Annotated in this window: 16 protein-coding genes; 13 read left to right on the forward strand and 3 right to left on the reverse strand. The window is 43.2% G+C overall.

All coding sequences use genetic code 11. The features are described from left to right. Window positions 1–61: 61 nt before the first annotated feature. The 3 genes from A5883_RS14600 to A5883_RS14610 are packed head-to-tail and all read left to right on the forward strand — an operon-like array spanning window position 62 to window position 3575. Complete coding sequence (locus A5883_RS14600) at window positions 62–1366, forward strand: hypothetical protein (protein WP_086338910.1); 1305 nt, start codon at window positions 62–64, stop codon at window positions 1364–1366. 45 nt (window positions 1367–1411) lie between these two features. Beyond that, window positions 1412–2797, forward strand: coding sequence for a hypothetical protein (locus tag A5883_RS14605; RefSeq protein ID WP_086338911.1), 1386 nt, complete (start codon window positions 1412–1414; stop codon window positions 2795–2797). Window positions 2798–2801: 4 nt separating this feature from the next. Further along, window positions 2802–3575 (forward strand): hypothetical protein, encoded by a 774-nt coding sequence (locus tag A5883_RS14610; protein ID WP_086338912.1) that lies wholly within the window; start codon window positions 2802–2804, stop codon window positions 3573–3575. A gap of 97 nt (window positions 3576–3672) precedes the next feature. On the opposite strand, the gene A5883_RS14615 is transcribed toward A5883_RS14610, so the two are convergent. Continuing rightward, complete coding sequence (locus A5883_RS14615; protein WP_086338913.1) at window positions 3673–4602, reverse strand: methyl-accepting chemotaxis protein; 930 nt, start codon at window positions 4600–4602, stop codon at window positions 3673–3675. Between the two features lie 218 nt (window positions 4603–4820). Here A5883_RS14615 and A5883_RS14620 point away from each other — a divergent pair, with 218 nt between their 5' ends. From A5883_RS14620 to budA, 3 genes are all read left to right on the forward strand, one after another. Next, window positions 4821–5780 carry an alpha/beta hydrolase gene (locus A5883_RS14620; RefSeq protein ID WP_015508776.1) on the forward strand — a complete coding sequence of 320 codons (960 nt, stop codon included), beginning with the start codon at window positions 4821–4823 and terminating at the stop codon, window positions 5778–5780. Window positions 5781–6034: 254 nt separating this feature from the next. Continuing rightward, the gene (alsS, locus tag A5883_RS14625) at window positions 6035–7687 is read left to right on the forward strand and encodes an acetolactate synthase AlsS (protein ID WP_086338914.1); all 1653 of its coding nucleotides are present in this window, start codon (window positions 6035–6037) and stop codon (window positions 7685–7687) included. 18 nt (window positions 7688–7705) lie between these two features. Then, a complete protein-coding gene (gene budA, locus A5883_RS14630) occupies window positions 7706–8422 on the forward strand; it encodes an acetolactate decarboxylase (RefSeq protein WP_010748584.1) in 717 nt (238 codons plus the stop codon). A gap of 127 nt (window positions 8423–8549) precedes the next feature. Here budA and A5883_RS14635 read toward each other — a convergent pair whose 3' ends face one another. Next, window positions 8550–10043 carry a helix-turn-helix domain-containing protein gene (locus A5883_RS14635; protein WP_086338915.1) on the reverse strand — a complete coding sequence of 498 codons (1494 nt, stop codon included), beginning with the start codon at window positions 10041–10043 and terminating at the stop codon, window positions 8550–8552. 594 nt (window positions 10044–10637) lie between these two features. Here A5883_RS14635 and A5883_RS14645 point away from each other — a divergent pair. The 3 genes from A5883_RS14645 to A5883_RS14655 all read left to right on the forward strand — a co-directional run bounded on the left by A5883_RS14645 (window position 10638) and on the right by A5883_RS14655 (window position 14832). Further along, window positions 10638–12158, forward strand: a complete 1521-nt coding sequence (locus A5883_RS14645; protein ID WP_086338916.1) for a peptidoglycan DD-metalloendopeptidase family protein — start codon at window positions 10638–10640, stop codon at window positions 12156–12158. A gap of 497 nt (window positions 12159–12655) precedes the next feature. Next, entirely contained in the window at window positions 12656–13060 is a 405-nt protein-coding gene (locus A5883_RS14650; protein WP_005226727.1) for a hypothetical protein, read from the forward strand. A 278-nt stretch (window positions 13061–13338) separates the two neighbouring features. Beyond that, entirely contained in the window at window positions 13339–14832 is a 1494-nt protein-coding gene (locus A5883_RS14655; RefSeq protein ID WP_176324011.1) for a helix-turn-helix domain-containing protein, read from the forward strand. A gap of 232 nt (window positions 14833–15064) precedes the next feature. Here A5883_RS14655 and A5883_RS14660 read toward each other — a convergent pair whose 3' ends face one another. After that, a complete protein-coding gene (locus tag A5883_RS14660; RefSeq protein ID WP_086338917.1) occupies window positions 15065–15442 on the reverse strand; it encodes a DUF7006 family protein in 378 nt (125 codons plus the stop codon). 555 nt (window positions 15443–15997) lie between these two features. On the opposite strand from A5883_RS14660, the gene A5883_RS14670 reads away from it, so the two are divergent. The 4 genes from A5883_RS14670 (at window position 15998) to A5883_RS14685 (ending at window position 20503) form a co-directional block, all read left to right on the forward strand. After that, on the forward strand, window positions 15998–17485 hold the full coding sequence (locus tag A5883_RS14670) for a phytoene desaturase family protein (protein ID WP_086338919.1): 1488 nt from the start codon (window positions 15998–16000) through the stop codon (window positions 17483–17485). An 11-nt stretch (window positions 17486–17496) separates the two neighbouring features. After that, window positions 17497–18603, forward strand: coding sequence for a glycosyltransferase (locus tag A5883_RS14675; RefSeq protein ID WP_086338920.1), 1107 nt, complete (start codon window positions 17497–17499; stop codon window positions 18601–18603). 12 nt (window positions 18604–18615) lie between these two features. Then, complete coding sequence (locus tag A5883_RS14680) at window positions 18616–19110, forward strand: glycosyl-4,4'-diaponeurosporenoate acyltransferase (RefSeq protein WP_223597674.1); 495 nt, start codon at window positions 18616–18618, stop codon at window positions 19108–19110. Window positions 19111–19255: 145 nt separating this feature from the next. Continuing rightward, complete coding sequence (locus A5883_RS14685; protein WP_254907875.1) at window positions 19256–20503, forward strand: PDDEXK-like family protein; 1248 nt, start codon at window positions 19256–19258, stop codon at window positions 20501–20503. Window positions 20504–20571: the final 68 nt, after the last annotated feature.

Here is a 20571-nt window from a genome sequence, read left to right on the forward strand (position 1 = left end):
CCTCACTTGCAACCAAGCCACTTCATTGATAAGAAAATCAGTATGTGCAAAAGGAGAAGCAATGAAAATCACACAAATCCAATGTCCCAGCTGCTTGGGTCAGTTAACCGTTGACTGGGAGACAGGAAAAGCAGTCTGCCAGTATTGCTTAACGAAGTCAGTCCTACATTCGCCGCCAAAACAAACGCAAGAAGCTTCGAATGAACAAGCTCCCGTAGTTTTTCAAGAAGTCAAAGAAGGGTTTTATTCGTTTACCTTTAATGAAGACGAGGTAGCAAATGCCTTGAAAAAATGGCTGATCCAACAGGAATCAGTTCCTGAGGACATTGTCGTTCATCTTGAAGTCAGCGAGGTAAAACGATATTTTATTCCGATTTATGAATTTCAGGTGACCTATACGATGCACTGGGAGGGGGTCTTTGGCTACGATACCCATTCCATTGCTTGGGACGGCTCGCATACGACCACGTGGGAAAAGAAGCGCGGCGACCATCCAGATGAGAAGATCAGGCTCTATCAATGCGGCAGTTCGGAGGTGATCGAGCAAGAAATTCCTCAGAGCTTCGAGGTCAATGATGAAATGAAAAGAAAACCGCACTTTAGTACCGATCAAAAGGAATTTCAACAGCTAGTCTCAGCACATGCTATTCATGTTTTTCCCTTTGATATTGAGCAAGAGCAGGCGCTCTTTGGTTCTGAAAAACAAGCGGAACTGAGAGCCCATGCGAATGCCGTGATTCAGAAGAAAGAATCTGCCGATCATCTAAAAGAGCTGCACCTAGATCTTTCCCTGATCAGCTGTGCTACAGAAAAGCTCTACTTTCCCCTGTATATGGGCACCTTCAAGTACCAAGAGCAATCCTTTGAATTTGCGATCGACGGCAAAGATCCTGACCGAATGAAGCTGCCGATTATCCCACAGTGCCAAGAAACCTTACAAACGGTTGCGAATTTTTCAAAAGCTCGCAAGGTTTTTGGCTGGTCCTCCGTACTCTTTTTTACGTTAGGTGTGCTCCTGCTGTTCTTTGCACTATTCATTTCTGAATGGATCCCTCTAGGAAGAGTGTTCAGAGCTGTCATAGGGGGGATTGTCATGAGTTCCCTGCCAACTGCCGTCTATTGGGTAGTATCGGGGATAGTGTTGCACTTTCTAAAAGAACAGTATCTCAAAACAGTCCAAAAATTTAGAGATGAGCTTAAAAGAGAATTATTAGGTAAGAAAACGGCCGGGGCAGCTTTGTTAGCAAACTACGAGAAGCGTGGGAAGCACCTTGCAAGAATCAGGAAACTTTCTGAATGGCTCGATACACTCGCTTATGTGGTCGTGATCGCTACCCTTATTTGGAACATTCGTCGGTTTTTTTGATAAGCCATCTTGTTGAAAAAAATGATTCATAAAAAAGGAGAAAAAATGAAAATCACACAAATCCAATGCCCCAGTTGCTTAGGGCGTCTAGAAGTTGATTGGGACTCAGGAAAAGCAGTCTGTCAGTATTGCTTGAATGAGCTGTTGATCAAACCAGAACAAAAAAACCAGGAACAAACAAACCAAGTCGTCTCGCTGAAAGAGTTGCCACGCATTCAAGGACCCGTCAAAGAAGGATTTTATCCGTTTGCCTATGATGAAAAGGCATGTGAAGCTGCGTTGAAAAATAAACTAGCCTGGCAAGACACCATCTCGGAAAGTATCTTTTTTGAGCTAGAGATGGTTCATCTAAAACGTGTATTTATCCCGATGTATTATTTTCAAATTGCTTATGATGCGCAAGTGAGAGGGAGCTATGTCCACGAGGAACAGCAGAGGGAGAGTGGGCGCATTACTGCCGACATTTCTTTACATAACAGCGGGAACACAACGGTTTTCAATGAATATTTCCCTACGGATACCCAAAAAGAAGCGGATTACAGTATCAATGGCAAGCTGCCGCTGCATCTTCAAAAAGGAGACGCCTATTGCACGGATATGCAGCAGTTTTCGGCACTTAGCCAAGACGTTCAGGTGCTGCCCTTTGATATTTCCAGAGAAGCAGCACTCTCTGATACCCATCTATTGGAAATCTTTGAAGCAAAAGCCAAAGACCATTTGGTGGGAGCAGAGGTTGCCAATGAGGTTCAACTGACTCTTTTTCCGAAACAATGTGATACGGAAAAACTGTATTTTCCTTATTACATTGGCGAATTCAAGTACGGAAACCAAACCTATTCTTTCGTGGCTGATGGCACCGATGCTGAACGTCTTTTTCCAACCCAGCTTCCTGAATGTGAACAGCTCGTGCAAGTGAAAAAAAGTTTTTCCAAAACCAGTAGTGTCCTATGGCAGTTCTGCTATACCTTTTTTTCATTCGGAATAATTTCAGGGACCCTTTTAAATGTTCTTTTTGGTGGCTTTTTAATGCCTGCTGTTGCCTTTAGTCTGCTCGCTTCAGCGGTTATCTTGCTGATTGCTTGTCTTGCGACTTGGTATTTCTTGCTCGTACCAGAGGTCAAGTTTTTCTCAGAGTACGGCAGATTCAAAGCAGAACTTTCTCAGGCGTTGAGTCAGTCGGATGGATCAACGGCTGCTGTGAAGAAAGCTTTTGAAGCCCGTAGGAAGAAACTCGTCCGAAAGACAGTATTTTACAGCGGTCTGGAAAACATGGCGTATGAATTTGCCTTGATTCTTTTTTTAGCAATCCTGACTTGGTATTTTGATTTTTATGGCTTATCGCTGCTAGTGCTGCTGGTGTTTGTCAGCTGGAATACGATCCGTATCTTTACAACGGATAGCTCCGATACCTGTATCGAAACGAAAGGATAATTCAATGGATATTATTCCGATTCAATGCCCCCACTGCCTAGGAGAACTAGAAGTCAACTGGGACGCTGGCACGGCGATTTGTCTGTATTGTCGTGGGAAAATGGTCATAAAACAATCTTTCGATCATACCAAAAGCCCGCATGCCAATCCTATGACAGAAAAACAGCTTGCGCTGACGCACCTTGCTGCTTTGTTGAAGAAAATCAGTCAGTCAGCTGATGCCAACCAAACGATGGATCCTCTTCCCCTGGGAAACTCGCCAACGGCTGGGGGTTCAAGTGATCACAAGCAGTCAGAGCAATCGGCAACGAATCAGACGTCTTTGATTCAATGGGCGCCACTCGATCCGGACAACGAGCGACAAACTCGTTTGAATGCTTTTTTGCAAGAGCAATATTTTTTGTTCTATTTCTTTGGAGAAAAACAAGTGTTGCCGCAGCAATTGCAAAGACAAGTCCTTACCAGTTTTCAAGTGCCTGAAACGGAGACGCCTCTGGCACTGCTAACGGCACAGATGACTGGCAAGAAAGCGGATGCGGGTCTACTTTTTGGTGTCGAACGAGTGTATTTGTGCACGTATAAAAGGAAAGAAAAACGAACAGCCAGTTTTTCCTGGAGTACTTGGAAAAATCTTTCCTTTGAGATTCGACATAAAATCTTTGGTAGTATTTTGGTGATTCAAAAGGAATACCGTATTCCTATTCAAACATTGGGCTATGCAACCAAACCTTTTTTACAAGAGTTGCAGAAATTGCTACAAGAGTGGGGGGCTGACTAGTGCTGAGGCGGAGGATCAATGGGCAGTCAAATCAGGAATCAACTGTTTAGTTAGAAAACCAAAAAGAGCGTCGCAAACAGCGGCGCTCTTTTTCACTTCATGTGGTTTCCAACTCAGCGTCGTTGGTTTCTGATAAATACTCGGCTTCATCGTTTAAAAGACTGGCCGTCGTTCGCAGCGTGTCGTAAGAATGCAAAACGGCAGCGAGGCTTTTTTGCGAATCACTGATTTTCATGGTCGTCGAATCGGCACTATCTAACACGACTAAGGCTTGTTGGTTGATGGCTTGCATGGTTGCGGCAATGGTTTGGGTCAACTGCTTGGTCTGTTCAGCTAATTTTTGCATTTCATCCGCAACTACCCGAAAGCCAGCTGCCTGTTCGCCGATCCGTGCCGTTTCGATGGAAGCATTGAAGGAAAGCAATTTGGTTTGTTGTGCAATGCGGTCGATGTCATGCAGCACTGCTGTCACTTGTTGGCTATCCATTTCTAAGGCATGGGTCGTTGCTTGATTTTGATCAGACAGCTGTTTGACTTGTGCCAAGTTCTCTGACAAATGATCGACTTGCTGGTGTCCGTTGGCAGAAAGTCGTGTCAGGGAAGCAGCACTTTCTTGCACTTTTTTGATAGTGACCGCTAAGGCTTGTTCTCTTTGGGTAATGTCAAAAGCGATTTTGACGACGTTGACGACTTCTTGCTGCTCATCGAGGACAGGGAAGTAGATCCCTTCTAAAATCAGTTTTTCTCCTTGTTTGTTTTTCCGAATGATTTTGTCTTGAAACCGTTGCTTTGAGTAAAGCAGTTGATTCCAGAAAGCTTGGTAATCCGTACTGGCAGCATAATGGTCAAAACAAAAGGTCCGATGCGGCAAGCCAATGATTTCTTCTTGGCTATAACCTAGGATATCCGTCATGTTGGCATTGGCGAAAACAACTTCTTTTTGCGGATCAAAGACTATGACAGCGAGTTCTTGAAAAATAGCAGCGAGCAGACGGTTATTTTGTGTTTCATCTAATGTGAATTTCATACGTACTTACCTACGCCTTTCAGTTTTTTGGGAAGTTTACACAGCGAGTGTCTTACAGTTATCGGTGATGAAGGCAAGGCAGTTAAGAGTGCAAAAACCACCTTTTTTGTCGAGCGAAATGCTTGGAAGCAGAAGGAAGCAAGATTCTTTGCATCAGAATGACTTGGTGGTACCCTTAAGGTCAACACGAACGATTTCAAACAAAAGGAGAGAATCGTATGACAGATAGAATTTCGTTGGAAAAAGCAGCCGTTGAATTTAGTGAGGCAAATGCACCGCACCCACGGATCTATGAATTACCGCCAGAAGAAGGGCGCGCACTATTGGAACAAGTCCAAGAGTCACCCGTCAATAAATTGGCGGTTGAGATAGAAGATCAGACCGTAGATACAGGCGAATGGGGGACCATCAATGTTCGTTTTGTTCGTCCTGAAGGAAATCATGCGATTCTCCCTGTCATTTATTATCTCCATGGCGCGGGCTGGGTCTTCGGTAGTGCCGCGACTCATGATAAATTGATCCGTGAATTGGCGGTACGAACCAACTCGATCGTCATTTTTCCTGAATATAGTCGTTCACCAGAAGCAAAATACCCAACGGCGATCGAACAAAATTATGCGGTCTTGCAGCAATTACCGGGATTTGTCGATGTCAAAGGCTTAGACCTTAGCCGTTTGACCGTGGCTGGCGATTCCGTAGGTGGGAATATGGCGACCGTTATGACCTTGTTAACGAAAGCCCGTGGCGGCATTCCGATCGCACAGCAATTATTGTTCTATCCTGTGACAGATGCCCGCTTTGATACGCCTTCGTATGAAGCATTCGGTGAAAATTATTTTCTGACCAAAGAAGGCATGCAATGGTTCTGGGATCAATACACGACGGATGAAACACAGCGGGATCAAATGACCGCTTCTCCACTACGCGCGACCAAAGAGGAGTTAGCCGATCTGCCGCCAGCGTTGATCATTACAGGCGAAGCAGATGTCTTGCGGGATGAAGGGGAAGCCTATGCGCAGCATTTACGAGCAGCTGGCGTGGAAGTCACCCAAGCACGGATGCAAGGGATCATCCATGATTTTGTGATGGTCAATGCGATGGATCAGACCCAAGCCGCACGAGCGGCCATGACACTGGCTGTCGGTTGGCTGACGGAAAAAAATGTCCCTGCAGAATAAGAAACCGACGAAAGCAGATTCTTTTTAAGCGGTGTTCTGATACAGAAAAGGATGTATGGAGTGGAGCGATCCACTCCTTTTTTTGTCGGAAAAATTGAAAGACGTACACCTGCAGTCTGAAGCAGATGCAAACGCTCTCTAAAAAAACTCGCTTTTATAATACAGATTATAATAAGTGTTTTTCGTTGATAAATAAATAAAAAGTGCTATTATATGTATTGTGATTAATACAGTTTTTGAAAAGAGGTAATACAGTGAGTGCAAAAGGATCAGAAATCATTGTTGAAAGTTTAGAAAACCATCGGGTGCCTTATATCTTTGGGATTCCCGGTGCAAAAATCGATGGCGTGTTTGATGTGTTGAGTGATCGAGGACCAGAGTTGATCTTGGCACGACATGAACAAAACGCGGCCTTTATGGCACAAGCAATCGGTCGCCTGACAGGAGAGCCAGGAGTCGTCATTGCAACAAGCGGACCAGGAGCCAGTAATTTAGCAACTGGGTTGGTCACGGCAACTGCCGAAGGTGATCCCGTCTTGGCACTAGCAGGCCAAGTGAAGCGTTCTGACCTTTCAAAATTGACCCACCAAAGCATGAATAACGCGGCGTTGTTTGCGCCGATCACGAAATTCAGCAGTGAAGTCCAAGATCCTGAAACCCTTTCTGAAAGTATTGCCAACGCCTTTCGCATCGCAAAAACAGCGAAAAAAGGGGCGAGCTTTTTATCCATTCCTCAAGATGTGACAGATGGAACCGTTCAAGGGGTAGCGATCAAACCACTATCTTCGCCTAAATTAGGCAGTGCCGATGCAGAAGATATCCAGGCACTCGTCGATCGGATCAAAGAAGCCAAACTGCCTGTCTTACTCTTAGGGATGCGGGCTTCAGGCGTGAAAGAAACACAAGCGATTCGTCAGTTAGTTGCAAAAACTGGGTTGCCCGTCGTAGAGACCTTCCAAGGCGCTGGGATCATTTCTCGTGAATTAGAAGAGCATTTCTTTGGCCGCGTCGGCTTATTCCGCAATCAGCCGGGTGATATGCTGTTGAAACGCAGCGACTTAGTGATTGCTGTAGGGTACGACCCGATCGAATACGAAGCTCGCAACTGGAATGCGGAAAAAGATGCCCGCGTGATCGTCATCGATGAAGTACCGATGGAGATCGATCCATTTATGCAGCCAGAAGTTGAACTGATGGGCAGTATCGCGAAAATTATTGAACAACTATCAAAAGCCATCGATCAGTATCACTTGACCGAAGACGCTCAAAACTATTTAACGACGCTGCAAACCAAACTCAATGAAAAACTAGCGGATGTCGAAGGCAGCAACAATACCTTGCATCCCCTGGAAATCATTGATGCTTTGCAACAAGAAGTGACCGACGATATGACGGTAACGGTGGATGTCGGCAGCCACTACATTTGGATGGCCCGTCATTTCCGTAGTTATGAGCCACGGCATCTGCTCTTTAGTAATGGCATGCAGACCTTAGGGGTCGCTTTGCCATGGGCGATTGCTGCAGCGCTCGTGCGACCAAATACTCAAGTGATCTCTGTATCTGGCGATGGCGGTTTCTTGTTTTCTGCCCAAGAGTTAGAAACAGCTGTCCGTTTGAAACAAAACATCATTCACTTGATTTGGAATGACGGTACCTACAATATGGTGAAATTCCAAGAAGAAATGAAATATGATCGTGCTTCTGGGGTTGATTTTGGACCCGTTGATTTCGTAAAATATGCCGAAGCATTTGGTGCCAAAGGTTTACGGGCAACCACTAAACAAGAATTGATGGCAGCCATCGAAGAAGGCTTTGCAACGAATGGTCCAGTGATCATTGATATCCCTGTGGATTATTCAGATAATGCCGATCTGGGCAAAACGATCCTACCTGATCAATTTTATTAAGACCAAAGGAGCAGCAAGATGAAAGTGAAAAACAAAAGTTATTTATATCAGCATGGCACCCTAGGTGGGTTGATGCAGGATTTAATGGATGGCACGGAGCAAATCGGCAAAATGCTTGAATATGGCGATTTTGGGATCGGTACATTGGCTGGCTCCAATGGTGAAGTGATTATTTTAGATGGTGAAATCTACCATGTAGACGAGTCGGGCAAGGTGCGAGTGCTCCAAGGCAATGAAGGAACCCCCTATGCGGCAGTCGTTGATTTTTCTGCGGCGAAGCACCTGCAGGTTAGCCAAGAAATGACCGATGAAGAAGTGAAAAACCACGTCCTGACCGAAGTCAGCCCGAATTTGTTTTCCGCTGTCAAAATCCATGGGGTATTTACCAAGATGCACGTCCGCGTTGCCCCAAAGCAAGAAAAACCATATCCAAAATTCATTGAGATCATCCAGCATCAGCCCGAATTTCAGACAGAAAATATCAGCGGAACGATCGTCGGATTCTTTACCCCGCTGTTGTTCCACGGCGCTGCGGCTGCTGGTTTCCACCTGCATTTTATTAGTGATGATCGGACATTTGCTGGCCATGTCTTAGACTTTGAAGTGGCAGCTGGTGAAGTCGAATTGATGGAACTAGCCGAATTTCGTCAGCATTTTCCTATCGACAATCAAGACTACTTGCAGCGGGAGATCGATGTCGCAAAAATCGCCAAAGATATTGAAGCTGCCGAATAAGCAGCAGGCAGCAAAAATAATTGATCGCCAGTAGAGTGGTCTTGAATCGAATGGAACGCAAAAAAGCAGTGAAGCCAACGCTTCGCTGCTTTTTTTGTGCTTCTTTCTATTCGGATGGTTGGTATCGTCATGTATTATCAAGTACAACTAATCGCAAAATCCTTGGATTGATCCGATTCAAGAGATGATTCCAATCGGCAGCATCAGGTATCGATTTTAATAAGACGCTTTCGACATCCAGCAAATACTCCGTCGCATATTCAGGGTAGTTGGTGATCAGCAAGTTGATATTTTTTTCCTTTAAGTACTCATGGGAAAGTTCGTTTGAATCAGGGTAGTACATTTCATGATAAAACCCTAGATATTTTCGGATAATGCTTTCGGCATGCTCGCAAACATATTCATTGCCTTCAAAAATAACGGCAATGATTCGCGGCTTGCCCCAATTTTCTTCAATAATTGCTTCCATATGGAACGTGAGGCTTGTACAAAAATCATCCAAATGATCGAGAGAATAGAGATTTTTTACAAGCGGGTGGGAAAGGAGAAACTGACGATTTTTCGCAAATTCTGCGGCAAACTTTTCTTGGACAAAGTCATTGAGGTCGTCAATATTGATATTCATCGTTGGCGATAACAATTCACGGAGTTTGACAACGATGAAAAAAGATTCTAGCCAAAGCAAGTCTTTTTGTTCATCCAAACTATGCCCACGATTTTGTGCGTAAAAATCTGCAGTGATCTGTTTGATCTCTGGCCATTGGTTGTAATTGGGGCAAAACGCTTCGCTGGCTGCTAGGTCGGTGTTGATTTTGCGGCGACAAATGATACACGTCAAAAGGTAGACGGCTTCTTCTTGAGGGAATTCATAATGAAAATAACGCCGAATAATGGTTTTTAGCGCCTCATAATCAAACAGCAGATCATTTTTTTTGATCAGCTCCTTGAGTTGAGGGGAGGGGGCAGCAAGTAAACCACGTTTGCTGCGCTCTACGCTAATATAAAGGATATAAGCAAAATAAGAAAACGAAGAGCTCTGTAAGGCCTTCGTTTCCAAAAGATCAGTGATTTCCATCACCGCATCTTGGACATGGATCGAAGGGAATAGCGTGTGGACATTAATGTCAGATTCGTAGTAAAAAAGACAGAAAAATTTCCGGATATCGATCTCAGAACCTGCCAAAGAGACGGGGTCAGTTTTGATTTTTAAACCGAAAGGGGATAAAAAAGGCTGTATTTTTCGGAAATAGCTGATCAGTGCTTGTTCAGAAATATTAAGCGTTAAGCTCCAATCAAGGAGTGACTGCTGCTCATTATAAAAAATACTCTCTAAAATTTGGAAAATCGGTTCATCATTTACTAACTCTTGCTTTTGCTTTCGATACCTATCCTGATCGATTACTTCAAAAAGGTACCCGATTTTTGCTGTATGGATCGCAATCGCCCCTTTAAAGTGCTCTCGCAGGCTAGCGATGTCAGTAATCAACGTACGGGTACTGCTTTCGGTCACTTCAGCAAGTTCTCCCAATGTACGGGTGGGACTTTTCTCAAATTCATTTAACAATTGCAGCCAGCGAATCAACGTGCGGTTTCGCATGAATTTTAATTGAAATGTTTTCATGTCAGCCTCCAACAAAATAAGTTTCAATAATTATAGCATAATCATTTGCACAGATAATGAAACCTTCAACTGTTCGGCGTTTTTAGTCATAGTCCCTTGAAGACTCTGACTGCCAGCAGAAAATTTCTAAGAATATCAATTCTTCAGAGTAAGTATAGCAAGGACCTGAGAAACCAATTGCCAAAAATCATACATAAACTTGAGAAAAATGAAGCATGAATAGAAAGGGTCCCAACGCTCGATAAAAAGCCAATGGAGCAAGAAGAGACAATTGAAACACTGTTGTTCAACGGGCAGCCGCCTATTTGAACAACAGTGTTTTTTTCTGATGACGCCAGAGGATCTTAGGCAACAGAAAAAAACTGCTGAAGCCGAGGATCGACAATGCGTTGGATGCAAAACCTGATCTTTTACCAGTAGACCCATTCTCCAAAAGCTCGTTCTCTTTTGCTAGGGCGGGAGTCATTTGCTTGAGTCGAAAAAACGAAGCGTAGTATAATAAAAGAGAATTGATATTTATTTACTAATTGGATGGCAAGATGTTTTTTCAATAGAGGTTGTTAAGAGGAAAAAGAAAGAGAAAGGATTTCGCCTATGAAGCATTCGCAAAAAGGGGTAGCGCTTCTTTTGGTTTGCGGACAACTTTTAGCTGGTGTGCCAGTTTCAGCTGCGGTTGTTGCATCAGAAAGTACGACCGTTACCCAAACATCAGAAACAGCTGCACAAGCAAGTGACAGCAGCACAGCAGGGACGATCGAAGAAACCGCTCCAGCAGTGGAAGGACAAGTGCCCGATTCTGAGCAAGGATCGGTACCTGTAGAAAGTGTACCAGAAGGATCTGAGACAGCGCCGGAGGGAACAGAGCAAACCGAAGAACCAACCCCAGTTCCCCAACCGACCCCAGAGCCCGAACCAGAACCAGAGCCAGAGCCAGAACCAGAGCTACCGAGTAAGCCAGAGCCTTCTCAGCCAGAAGAACCAACGCCAGCACCGAAACCAGAAAAACCAACACAGCCTGAAGCACCCAAACCTGAGACGCAGCCAGAGAAGCCCCAACCGTCAAAACCTGTAGAAACGAAGCCGACACCAGAAGCAAACAGTGATGCAAGTCAAGAAACACCTGCGGCTGTGTCACCGATCATGCCACCAAGTACCCAAGCACCGAGCGCGCCAAGTCAATCCGATCCGACACCGCAGCAAGGTAGCGAAACGACCTTGACGGTCACACCAGTAAAAGAAGTGTGGGATTTTATCCAAGAAATTGGTGAAGATGCCCGAGAAATCGGCTTGAAAAATGATTTGTACGCTTCTGTCATGATTGCACAGGCTATTTTAGAGTCAGGTGGCGGGCAAAGCAGACTGAGTCAGGCGCCGTACTTCAATCTCTTTGGTATCAAAGGAACCTATCAAGGACAGGGTGTCGCTTTTCGGACACAAGAAGATGATGGTACGGGAAATCACTATACGATCACGGCAACGTTCCGCCAATATACTGGCTACAAAGAGTCATTGCTGGACTATGCACACTTGTTGAAAGAGGGGGTCGGGCAGCAGTCTGATTTTTATAAAGGCGTATGGAAATCAGAAGCGGCTTCTTATCAAGAGGCTGCCCGTTATTTGACTGGTCGGTATGCCACAGATACGACGTATGATCAAAAGCTGACAGCTTTGATCGAAGCCTATGCGTTGACCCGTTATGATCAGAAAAAACCTGATGTGGCCGCAAGTGAGACGTATCTTTTTCCTGTTGAAAAAGCCGTTGTCACTTCTACTTTTGGCCCACGTTGGGGAAGCTTTCATCGGGGCGTTGACTTTGCTGCAGCGTTTGGGACCCCAATCCTGGCGAGTCAATCTGGAACGGTCATCCGTTCAGAGGTTCATCCTTCTTGGGGGAATTATGTAGCGATTCTCCATGAGGACGGGATGACGACACTCTATGCCCACAATCAACAGAACCTTGTGAAGGTTGGTCAACAAGTGGAACAAGGAGAAACGATTGCCCTCATGGGTAGTACGGGCAATAGCACAGGCGCACACCTGCACTTTGAAGTCAGTGCATCACCTAGCTTGAGCCAAGCGCAATTGGTCGATCCAATCGCTTTTTTAACAAAATAAGAATAGTCAAAAAAGAGAGTATCAGAGATGCTTTCTTTTTTTTGTTTCTTTCTAGTCATTTTTTTCGAGAGCAACGATTTTAATTTTTTTTTCATGAAAACCGAAAAAATGTTTAAAAAAATCGTGCATAGATTCTTTATAATTTTCACATAACCGCAACTGTTGCTAATCCATAAACTGGCGTGAGCAGATCGGTCAGCAAGCAGCACAAATGGTCGATTCGCATGCTCTTGGTGACGAGCGGAGAAGCAAAATCGTTACAGTTGTTACACCTACGAATAAAAATTTGCTAACGAAGTAGGGGAGCGAATAATCAGGAAGTGCATCAATTATAAGTCTAATCCTTTTTTCTATCAGTGTTGATCGTTGAAAAGAACTAACAAGAAATGATTAACCATAAAAAAGTAGAAGAGATAAATGAGCTGCTCTTTTTTCTGACAAACGAAAAGAACGTCGTAAACAGTGATGCATAAAATAGAAAAAGAGGGGAACATTTTATGAGAATAAATAAAACGGATTTTGAGACAGTGATGGCTAATAGTGAATTTTTAGACTATTACTGTCAATTATTTGAACGAAATGATGAACGATCCGTCACGGATACGCAATTAGAAAAATTGTACTATTTGATTCAAAAACAGGTGGCACTAACGATTCAACAGACTGCACGCTATTCTTTTTTTACTCAAACATACAAGCTGCCGCAAACACTCGCAAAGGATTACCAACTGCTAGCGGAGTGTACTGAGCGGCTTTCAAAAATAGAAATGGATCAGTTGATACCCAAACAATTTATTGAACAGGACTTTAACGTGCAGGTGAAAAAAACAAGTCAAGAATCTCAATATGAGCAGCTTTTAAACATCATGTCAGACACATTTAGACAAATAAAGAAAACATAGTCGATTTTTCACGCAGCAGCTTTTTCAAGCATGAAGCAAGATGCGTATCAGCCCTAGGTGGTCTCTGAGGAAAGCAAAAGCGAAATCCTTGCACTATTTTCAATAGCCGATAAAATAATTGTTATACAACAGTAGTCTGGAAACAACGCTTTTTTTCATCAGGCTATGAAAAAACCGATTTTTTATGTAGGATGAAAACCGATATAATGAGACTGCTTAGGCGCCTTTCATGCGTAATTTAGCCGCAAAAAAGAAATTTTTTAGTAAGGAGCTTATGTTTGAAAAATTTTCAATTGAGTTTTGTCACAAGCAAATCGACCGTCCGATGGCTGCAGATTCTAAGTGAATTTGAAAAAAATGAAATTTGCAGTGCCAGTCAATTGGCTGAAGTAACAACTAGTACCACCAGGACGATTGGCAAAGACATCAGTCAGATCAACGAGTATTTCTGTGGGCTGATCCTGATCACTTCCACCAATCAAGGCTATTCGTTTGAACTATTTGATTATTCACAGTATGAAAAGAAAAAAGCCTCGCTTTTAGCGAATGAACCGCTCTTTATTTTATTGGAAAATATTTTTATTGGAGAGTTAAAGACGATCGATGAGTGGGCGGACTGCTTGTTTTTATCTAAGAGTACCTTATCGAAGTACTTGCAGCGCATTCATGAACAACTGGCACGTTTTGATCTCCAGCTAGCATTAGATCCTGTGAATATCGTTGGGGAAGAAGCAGATATCCGCAATTTCTTCTGTACCTTTTTTTATGAAACGGACAGCACCCCCCACACTGTATTTCCGCCAGCTGCGGTCCAGCAGGCAGTAACGGAAATCGGCAGGATGTTTGACAAAAATAGTTACCACACCGTTTCGTTTTCACAATACACGTATCTGCTCTATATTTCGCTTGAGCGATTTATGCAAGGTAAGACTGTGCAAATCAACGCCGAATTGTACCACACCTTGCGACACAGTATTCAGCTGATGCATTTTCAACGAATCAATGAGGTCATTGAAAAGTACTTTCAATGTCGATTGACGAACGATGAACTTATCTTCTTGTTTGTTAGTATTATCACAAAGAAAAAACTGCAAAATGTGATCGTCGAACAAAAGTTTTGTCTTTCGTATAATCATTGGACAGAGATCCGCACGTTGACCAACGATTTTTATCAGATGTTGAATGTATCGTCGAAAAAGCCCAAAGAGGATGAGATTCTGATTGAATCCTTTTTTACCTCTGCCAAATTGAAGGAGTGCCTATCCACGTCTGCCAATCGCAATATCTATGATGTGAATGCGTTTATTAAGAAAACCTTTCCTAAGGAGTTTGCTGCTTACCGAGAGTTTTTAGAAAATAGTCGCGAGTACCACAACCTTTATTCTGAAGAGTATCTGACGGATTTTTGTGCAAACTTAGTGATTTATATCGAGTCTGTTCGAGAACGTCATTGGTTTCCCCGAAAAAATATCGCCTTTATCTTCGAAGGAAATAACAATATCGTTCAGTACATTGAAGGCTGGTCTAACCGCTATTTTAGCCGATCTCATCAAGTCTTTTATCCTGACTCAGGGGAAGTCAATGCTCAGTATTTGGAACAAAACACCATCGATCTGCTAGTGACGAACTATGCCGAGCATGCGACCGAATTTCGAGATATCGTAGAATGCATCGTCTTCAAAACGATCCCTTCTTCTTCTGACTGGAATCGATTGCTTGAACGGATCAATCCTAACGTCACCCGCCAATTTGCCTTAAAAGACCTCTTCTAGTTTCCCATTATGTTTTGACCTAAAGAGCTGCTAGAAAGGGCCTTTTACATGAAAAGAAAGCATTTTTCCTTCACCGCTTAAACAGTGAAAAGGAAAGATGCTTTCTTTTTTAATGGCTTGACTCTCCGCAGCTGTGCAGGAGTGTGGGGAGGGGAAGTGGGGAGTGCATCAGGTACGGATGCAAGCCTTTGGAACCAGCGGTTTTCAATTCAATCGGTCGATGTGGGCGAACTCATTGAGCTTCACTTAAGTAAATCAAACTCCAAGGCGCCTTTTGGTTTAGCTGAAGACCGGTCAATTCCCGATAGAAACAGGTTTTGTCTTTGACCGTCAGCTGAATGATCTCTTCTTCCGCATACTCGTTTAAAGAAGAAATTTTTAAAACATAAAGTTCTTTTAGTATTTGCAGCTGTGCGTCGATATCTAATAGCAACGACATTTTTTCGAAAAAAGTACCCTCGTCTTGTTCATAGACCGCCAAAAATCGTTGGCGCAAAGAGAGATAAAAATTAAAGATTTTCGGATGGGTATAAGAACAGGGCGAGTGGATAAATTCTTCGTCAAAAAAGTTTAAATATTCTTCGGCTGATTGGATCGTTTTTAAGTTCATATCAATACTCCTTATAAGTGTTAGGAAAAAGCGACAATACGTGTCATTATCAAAAACAGTCACTGTTAAGCAATGTCTTACTGAGAAGGTCCGTTTGTTTTTTTAAAAGGATTGGGGGAAGGACTTTCGCTATATTCAATGTACAGGATATTCCAAATTGGCTCAAACGCGTTTTTTCGTAACCATACGAAGAATTGTTTTTCGCTGGTATTAACGTCAAAAATGTTCAAATATTCTGATAATTTTTGTTATAAAAAGAATATTTCCGAATTGGGCGAAATTGCTGGGTTTCCATTTTTTGCCAGCAGGTTGTTTTTTCATTTGCTGAAATCATGGTCGCAGACAAAGCTGCATCAGTTGACCAATAGGCTCATCCCCGTCATTTTTTCAAAGGTGTGATACTATAGAATTATCTAGAAAAACGATCCTTTGATTCAAGCTGCCAATGCCAAAACAGTGCCAAGACACGCAGTTGCAGTGAGACGCAACCGTCTGTTTTGACGAGAAGGTTTGGCTAAATAGGGTCGTTCATTAAAGCAAACGAGGAGCAATTCAATGAAAGAGAAAAAAACAGTTGTAGTGATCGGCGGCGGACTTGGTGGTCTATCAGCGGCGGTCTCATTAGCCCAAAATGGCTTTGATGTATCATTATATGAAAAAAATCACCACTTAGGCGGCAAGTTGAACCGACTGGAAACAAACGGCTTCGGCTTTGACTTAGGTCCTTCGATTTTGACGATGCCGCAGATTTTCGAAAAATTATTTACTGGCAGCAATCGCGATATGGCGGATTATGTTGCGATTCGCCGATTGCCATTGGAATGGCGCTCCTTTTTTCCTGACGGCACCAAGATCGATCTCTATGGCGATCTTGCACGTATGGCAAAGGAAAACCCGCACTTGTCGGAAAAAGACATGGCCGAGTACCAAGACTTTTTGGACTATGCGCAAAAGATTTATGCAATCACAGAAAAAGGCTATTTTGAGAAAGGCTTAGATACCACGAAAGAAATCTTGAAGTATCATGGCGTTATCAAAGCGCTGAAAGGCTTTGATTATTTCTCTTCGATGCATGATGCCATTCAAAAACGTGTCAGCAATCCGCAGCTGCAAGACATGCTGAGCTATTTTATCAAGTATGTCGGCTCATCTCCTTATGACGCTCCAGCCGTCTTGAACATGATGATCTATATGCAGCATGCCCAAGGTGTCTGGTACGTGCCAGGCGGGATGCACCGTTTAGCCGAAGGCATCGTTCGCTTAGCAAAAGAGATCGGTGTGACCTTCTACACGGGACACAAAGTGGAAAAATTGATCGTTGAACAGGAACAGATCCGTGCCGCTCGTTTGGATGATGGCACGTTGATCGAAGCCGACTATTTTGTTTCCAACATGGAAGTGATCCCGGCCTATGAAGAGCTGTTAGAAGAAGCGCCGACCTTTACTCAAAGACTGGAAGAAAAATTTGAACCAGCAAGTTCGGGTTTTGTCTTGCACTTAGGGGTCAAAACCTCCTATCCGCAATTGGCGCATCATAACTTTTTCTTTTCAAATGCCTCAAAAGAAAACTTTGATCAAAATTTCCATCAGCATCAGCTGCCAGAAGATCCAACAATCTATTTGGTCAATGCCAACAAAACCGATCCTTCGCAAACAGTGGCAGGGCATGAGAACATCAAAATCTTGCCTCATATCCCTTATTTGCAGGATAAGCCCTTTACGGAAGCGGAATACGATGCCTTTCGTGAACGGATCTTGATCAAGCTGGAAAACATGGGCTTAACGGATCTACGTAAGCACATCGTGTATGAAGACCGCTGGACACCCGAAGACATCCAAAAGAATTATTTGTCACATCGTGGCGCCATCTACGGCACGGTCTCTAACCGCAAGAAAAATCATGGCTTTAAACACCCGAAACACAGCGAACGCTACGACAATCTATACTTCGTTGGCGGTACGGTCAATCCAGGTGCCGGCATGCCGATGGTGACCCTCAGTGGCCAGCAAGTCAGTGAGATGATCACCAAAAGAGAACACTAAGACAAGAAAGGATGATGACTGTGTACCTGCTGCTCGCTGGTATTTGCGTTGCTTGGCTGGCAGGCTGGCTGATTTTTTTCCGCCTGCCGACGATACCCACCCGCAAGGAGACAGCCGCATCCAAAGACTTGACGGAGAGGGGAGAACTGTCGATCATCATCCCCGCCCGCAATGAAGCAGAAAATTTGCCGCAATTGTTGGCGTCCTTGCAGCAGCAAACCCTTCATCCTGTGGAGATTTTGGTGGTTGATGACGGATCGGAAGACGAGACGATCGCCTGTGCCAAGGGCTTCGGTGCGACGGTCTTGCAAACCGCTGCTGATTCTGCTGGAAAAGCGGCGGCTTGTTGGTTAGGCGCCTCACAAGCGGTGGGCAAGTATCTATTATTTTTGGATGCCGATACCTTCTTTCTAGCAGAAGATGGCTTAGAGCGTCTTTTCGCTGCGTATGAGGAGCGATCGGGACAAGGACTGCTCTCGGTGCAGCCCTATCATCAAACGAAGCGCCTGTATGAACAACTGTCTGCCGTCTTTAATGTCGTCTTACCTGTCGGGTTGAACCGCTTTTCCATCGTAGGCGAAAAACTCTCAGCTGGCGGCGCCTTTGGTCCGTGTATTTTGTGCAGCAAAACTGCGTACCTTCAAGCCAATGGACATCAGGACATGCCGCAAGGAATCTTAGATGATCTAGCATTAGCGAGACGCTTTAAGAAAAAACGCTTGCCGATCGCCTTGTATGGTGGAAAAGACCTGTTGGCCTTTCGGATGTATCCAGCGGGTGTTCGTCAACTTGTTCAAGGCTGGACGAAGGACTTTGCCACTGCTTCGCAATCCACTCACCCTTTGATTATGGCGGGCGTCATCTTGTGGATCAGCGGCGGCATTGGGGTACTGGCGGCACCATTTCTGATGGAACCGCTTTGGCTCGGCCTGCTTTTTTATGCTGCTTATTTTGGACAAACCCTGTGCTTTGCCCGCCGTGTCGGCAACTTCAACCGAATTCTGCTGCTTTTTTTCCCATGTTACTTTCTTTTTTTCCTAGGCTTATTTAGTTGGTCGTGGATCCAAACCCATTTGTTGAAATCCGTGACCTGGAAAGGACGCAAAATCAATTTATAGGAGGCGATGCACATGCCGCTGATCACCTTATCTCCACTGCTCTTGCTCATTACAGATAGCTTGGCTTGGCTGCTGTTTCATCTAGGCATCTCCTTTGGCTTGCGCAAAGTCAGCGATGCCTTTTTTGAACGTCATGCCAATTGGTTCCGTTCTTTTGCCTTTGAAAAAGGCGGTAGGATCTGGTCGGAGGTGTTTCGTATTCGTCAGTGGAAAGACAAATTGCCCGACGGCACTGTGATTGCCAAAAAAGGCTTTGACAAATCCCGCTTGGCTCAACAGCAAAAGGACTATCTGGAAAAATTCGTCATTGAGACACGCCGAGCAGAGCTGACCCATTGGCTGCTGATGGTTCCAGCACCGTTCTTTTTCCTCTGGAATCCTGCGTGGGCGGGCTGGGTGATGATCGTCTATGCGTTATTGGCCAACTGCCCATTCATCATGATCCAACGCTACAATCGCCCCCGTTTGGAGCGAGTCTTGCGGAAAAAAGAAAAACTTTTTGGTTAGAAGATATTTGAATTAAAGCTTAGACGGATTTGTCGCTCTAAGCTTTTTTGTATATAACTACTACTGTTTGTAAACCAAATACTCATTGTATTTTTAGTCTGACAGTGGTTGAATAAACTTTGTGGAAAAAAATTGTGGGAAGAAAGTGAACGATGTGAAGAATACCGATAAAGAAAAACTTTATTATCTGTTGAAAGATTTTGACATGATAAGTGATCAACTAGCTCCCTGGTTAAAAGAAGAAAACATTTTTCAGATATTAAAGTTATCTCGAACAGAAATTCGACATAGTAACTTTTTAGCTTACTTGTTTAATCCAAAAGAAGGTCATGGAATGAAGGACTATTTTCTGAAATCATTTTTAAAAATATGTTTAAAAATGGACCAGTATGATTTTATTGGATTAGATTATTTTGATATTGTGTTAGCGGATTATGAAGATATAGAGATATTTCGTGAGCATAAGGATATCGATCTTCTTTTGATATCACAAAAGAATAAGATGGTATTGTGTATAGAAAATAAAACGATATCACTCGAATCAAAACATCAATTAAATAAATATAAGAGCTATGTAGAAGAAAACTATAAAGAATATAATCGGATTTTTGTTTTTTTAACTCCAGAAGGAATAGAGCCTTCTGACGAAGAATGGTGTATAGTTTCTTACTATGATATCGCACTTATTTTGGAGCGATTATTAAAGCTGAATCAGCTAGAATCAAAAATAAGCTACATAATAAATGATTATTTAAACGTATTAAGGAGTGATCTTTTAGTGGATGAAAAACTTAGAGAGATATGTCGGAAAATATATGCAGAACATCAAGATGCATTAGATTTAATTTTTGAAAACCGCCCTGATAATTTAAGTTTGATGAGTGAATTATATGTTGAGGCCTTGGCGGAATTAGCTAACGAAAAGAATGAGGAAATAAAGATTATTTCTACTAGCAAAACAATGATTCGATTCCAAACAAAGAGGCTGAATCAATTGTTTCCAGACTTGCCAGAAAATTTCCCCGGTGGATGGAATAACCACAAACCTTACGGTATTGAATTGTACAATAAATCTGAATCTATTTCTGGAAGAATTAAGATAGCATTTACAGGCAAAATTGATCCTGATGGACGTCAAAGATTAGAGCGTATTCTTACAGAAGTAGATGGTGGTAGAAAAAGAAAAGATACTTGGGAGTGGTGGGGAACAGGGAATTGGAAAATTGCTGGTATCAATAACAAGTTTGTAGAAGATATTTTTATAATTGTTGCTGAAGAGGGTAGAGAAAAGATAGTAAGTAAAATTAAGAATAACTTAGAAAAAACGCTTATTCAAATTGATCAGTTCGTAGATAGGATAGAGGGTATCGCAGAAAATACACGTCTTAAATGATGTGTTTCATTTCCTGAAAAATTGGTGTTAATTTTTATGGGATGAGCCAAGTCCTTTTTTTGTACACT

Source organism: Enterococcus sp. 5B3_DIV0040 (genome assembly GCF_002140755.1).
In the GTDB taxonomy this organism is placed as follows: Bacteria; Bacillota; Bacilli; order Lactobacillales; family Enterococcaceae; genus Enterococcus_D; species Enterococcus_D casseliflavus.

What these genes read in the sequence shown, in the direction of transcription:
- A5883_RS14680 (WP_223597674.1), top strand. Translation starts at nt 18,616, where the DNA reads ATGCCGCTGATCACCTTATCTCCACTGCTCTTGCTCATTACAGATAGC.
- A5883_RS14610 (WP_086338912.1), top strand. Translation starts at nt 2,802, where the DNA reads ATGGATATTATTCCGATTCAATGCCCCCACTGCCTAGGAGAACTAGAA.
- A5883_RS14605 (WP_086338911.1), top strand. Translation starts at nt 1,412, where the DNA reads ATGAAAATCACACAAATCCAATGCCCCAGTTGCTTAGGGCGTCTAGAA.
- A5883_RS14620 (WP_015508776.1), top strand. Translation starts at nt 4,821, where the DNA reads ATGACAGATAGAATTTCGTTGGAAAAAGCAGCCGTTGAATTTAGTGAG.
- A5883_RS14670 (WP_086338919.1), top strand. Translation starts at nt 15,998, where the DNA reads ATGAAAGAGAAAAAAACAGTTGTAGTGATCGGCGGCGGACTTGGTGGT.
- A5883_RS14645 (WP_086338916.1), top strand. Translation starts at nt 10,638, where the DNA reads ATGAAGCATTCGCAAAAAGGGGTAGCGCTTCTTTTGGTTTGCGGACAA.
- A5883_RS14615 (WP_086338913.1), bottom strand. Translation starts at nt 4,602, where the DNA reads ATGAAATTCACATTAGATGAAACACAAAATAACCGTCTGCTCGCTGCT.
- A5883_RS14650 (WP_005226727.1), top strand. Translation starts at nt 12,656, where the DNA reads ATGAGAATAAATAAAACGGATTTTGAGACAGTGATGGCTAATAGTGAA.
- A5883_RS14635 (WP_086338915.1), bottom strand. Translation starts at nt 10,043, where the DNA reads ATGAAAACATTTCAATTAAAATTCATGCGAAACCGCACGTTGATTCGC.
- A5883_RS14600 (WP_086338910.1), top strand. Translation starts at nt 62, where the DNA reads ATGAAAATCACACAAATCCAATGTCCCAGCTGCTTGGGTCAGTTAACC.
- A5883_RS14675 (WP_086338920.1), top strand. Translation starts at nt 17,497, where the DNA reads ATGATGACTGTGTACCTGCTGCTCGCTGGTATTTGCGTTGCTTGGCTG.
- budA (WP_010748584.1), top strand. Translation starts at nt 7,706, where the DNA reads ATGAAAGTGAAAAACAAAAGTTATTTATATCAGCATGGCACCCTAGGT.
- A5883_RS14660 (WP_086338917.1), bottom strand. Translation starts at nt 15,442, where the DNA reads ATGAACTTAAAAACGATCCAATCAGCCGAAGAATATTTAAACTTTTTT.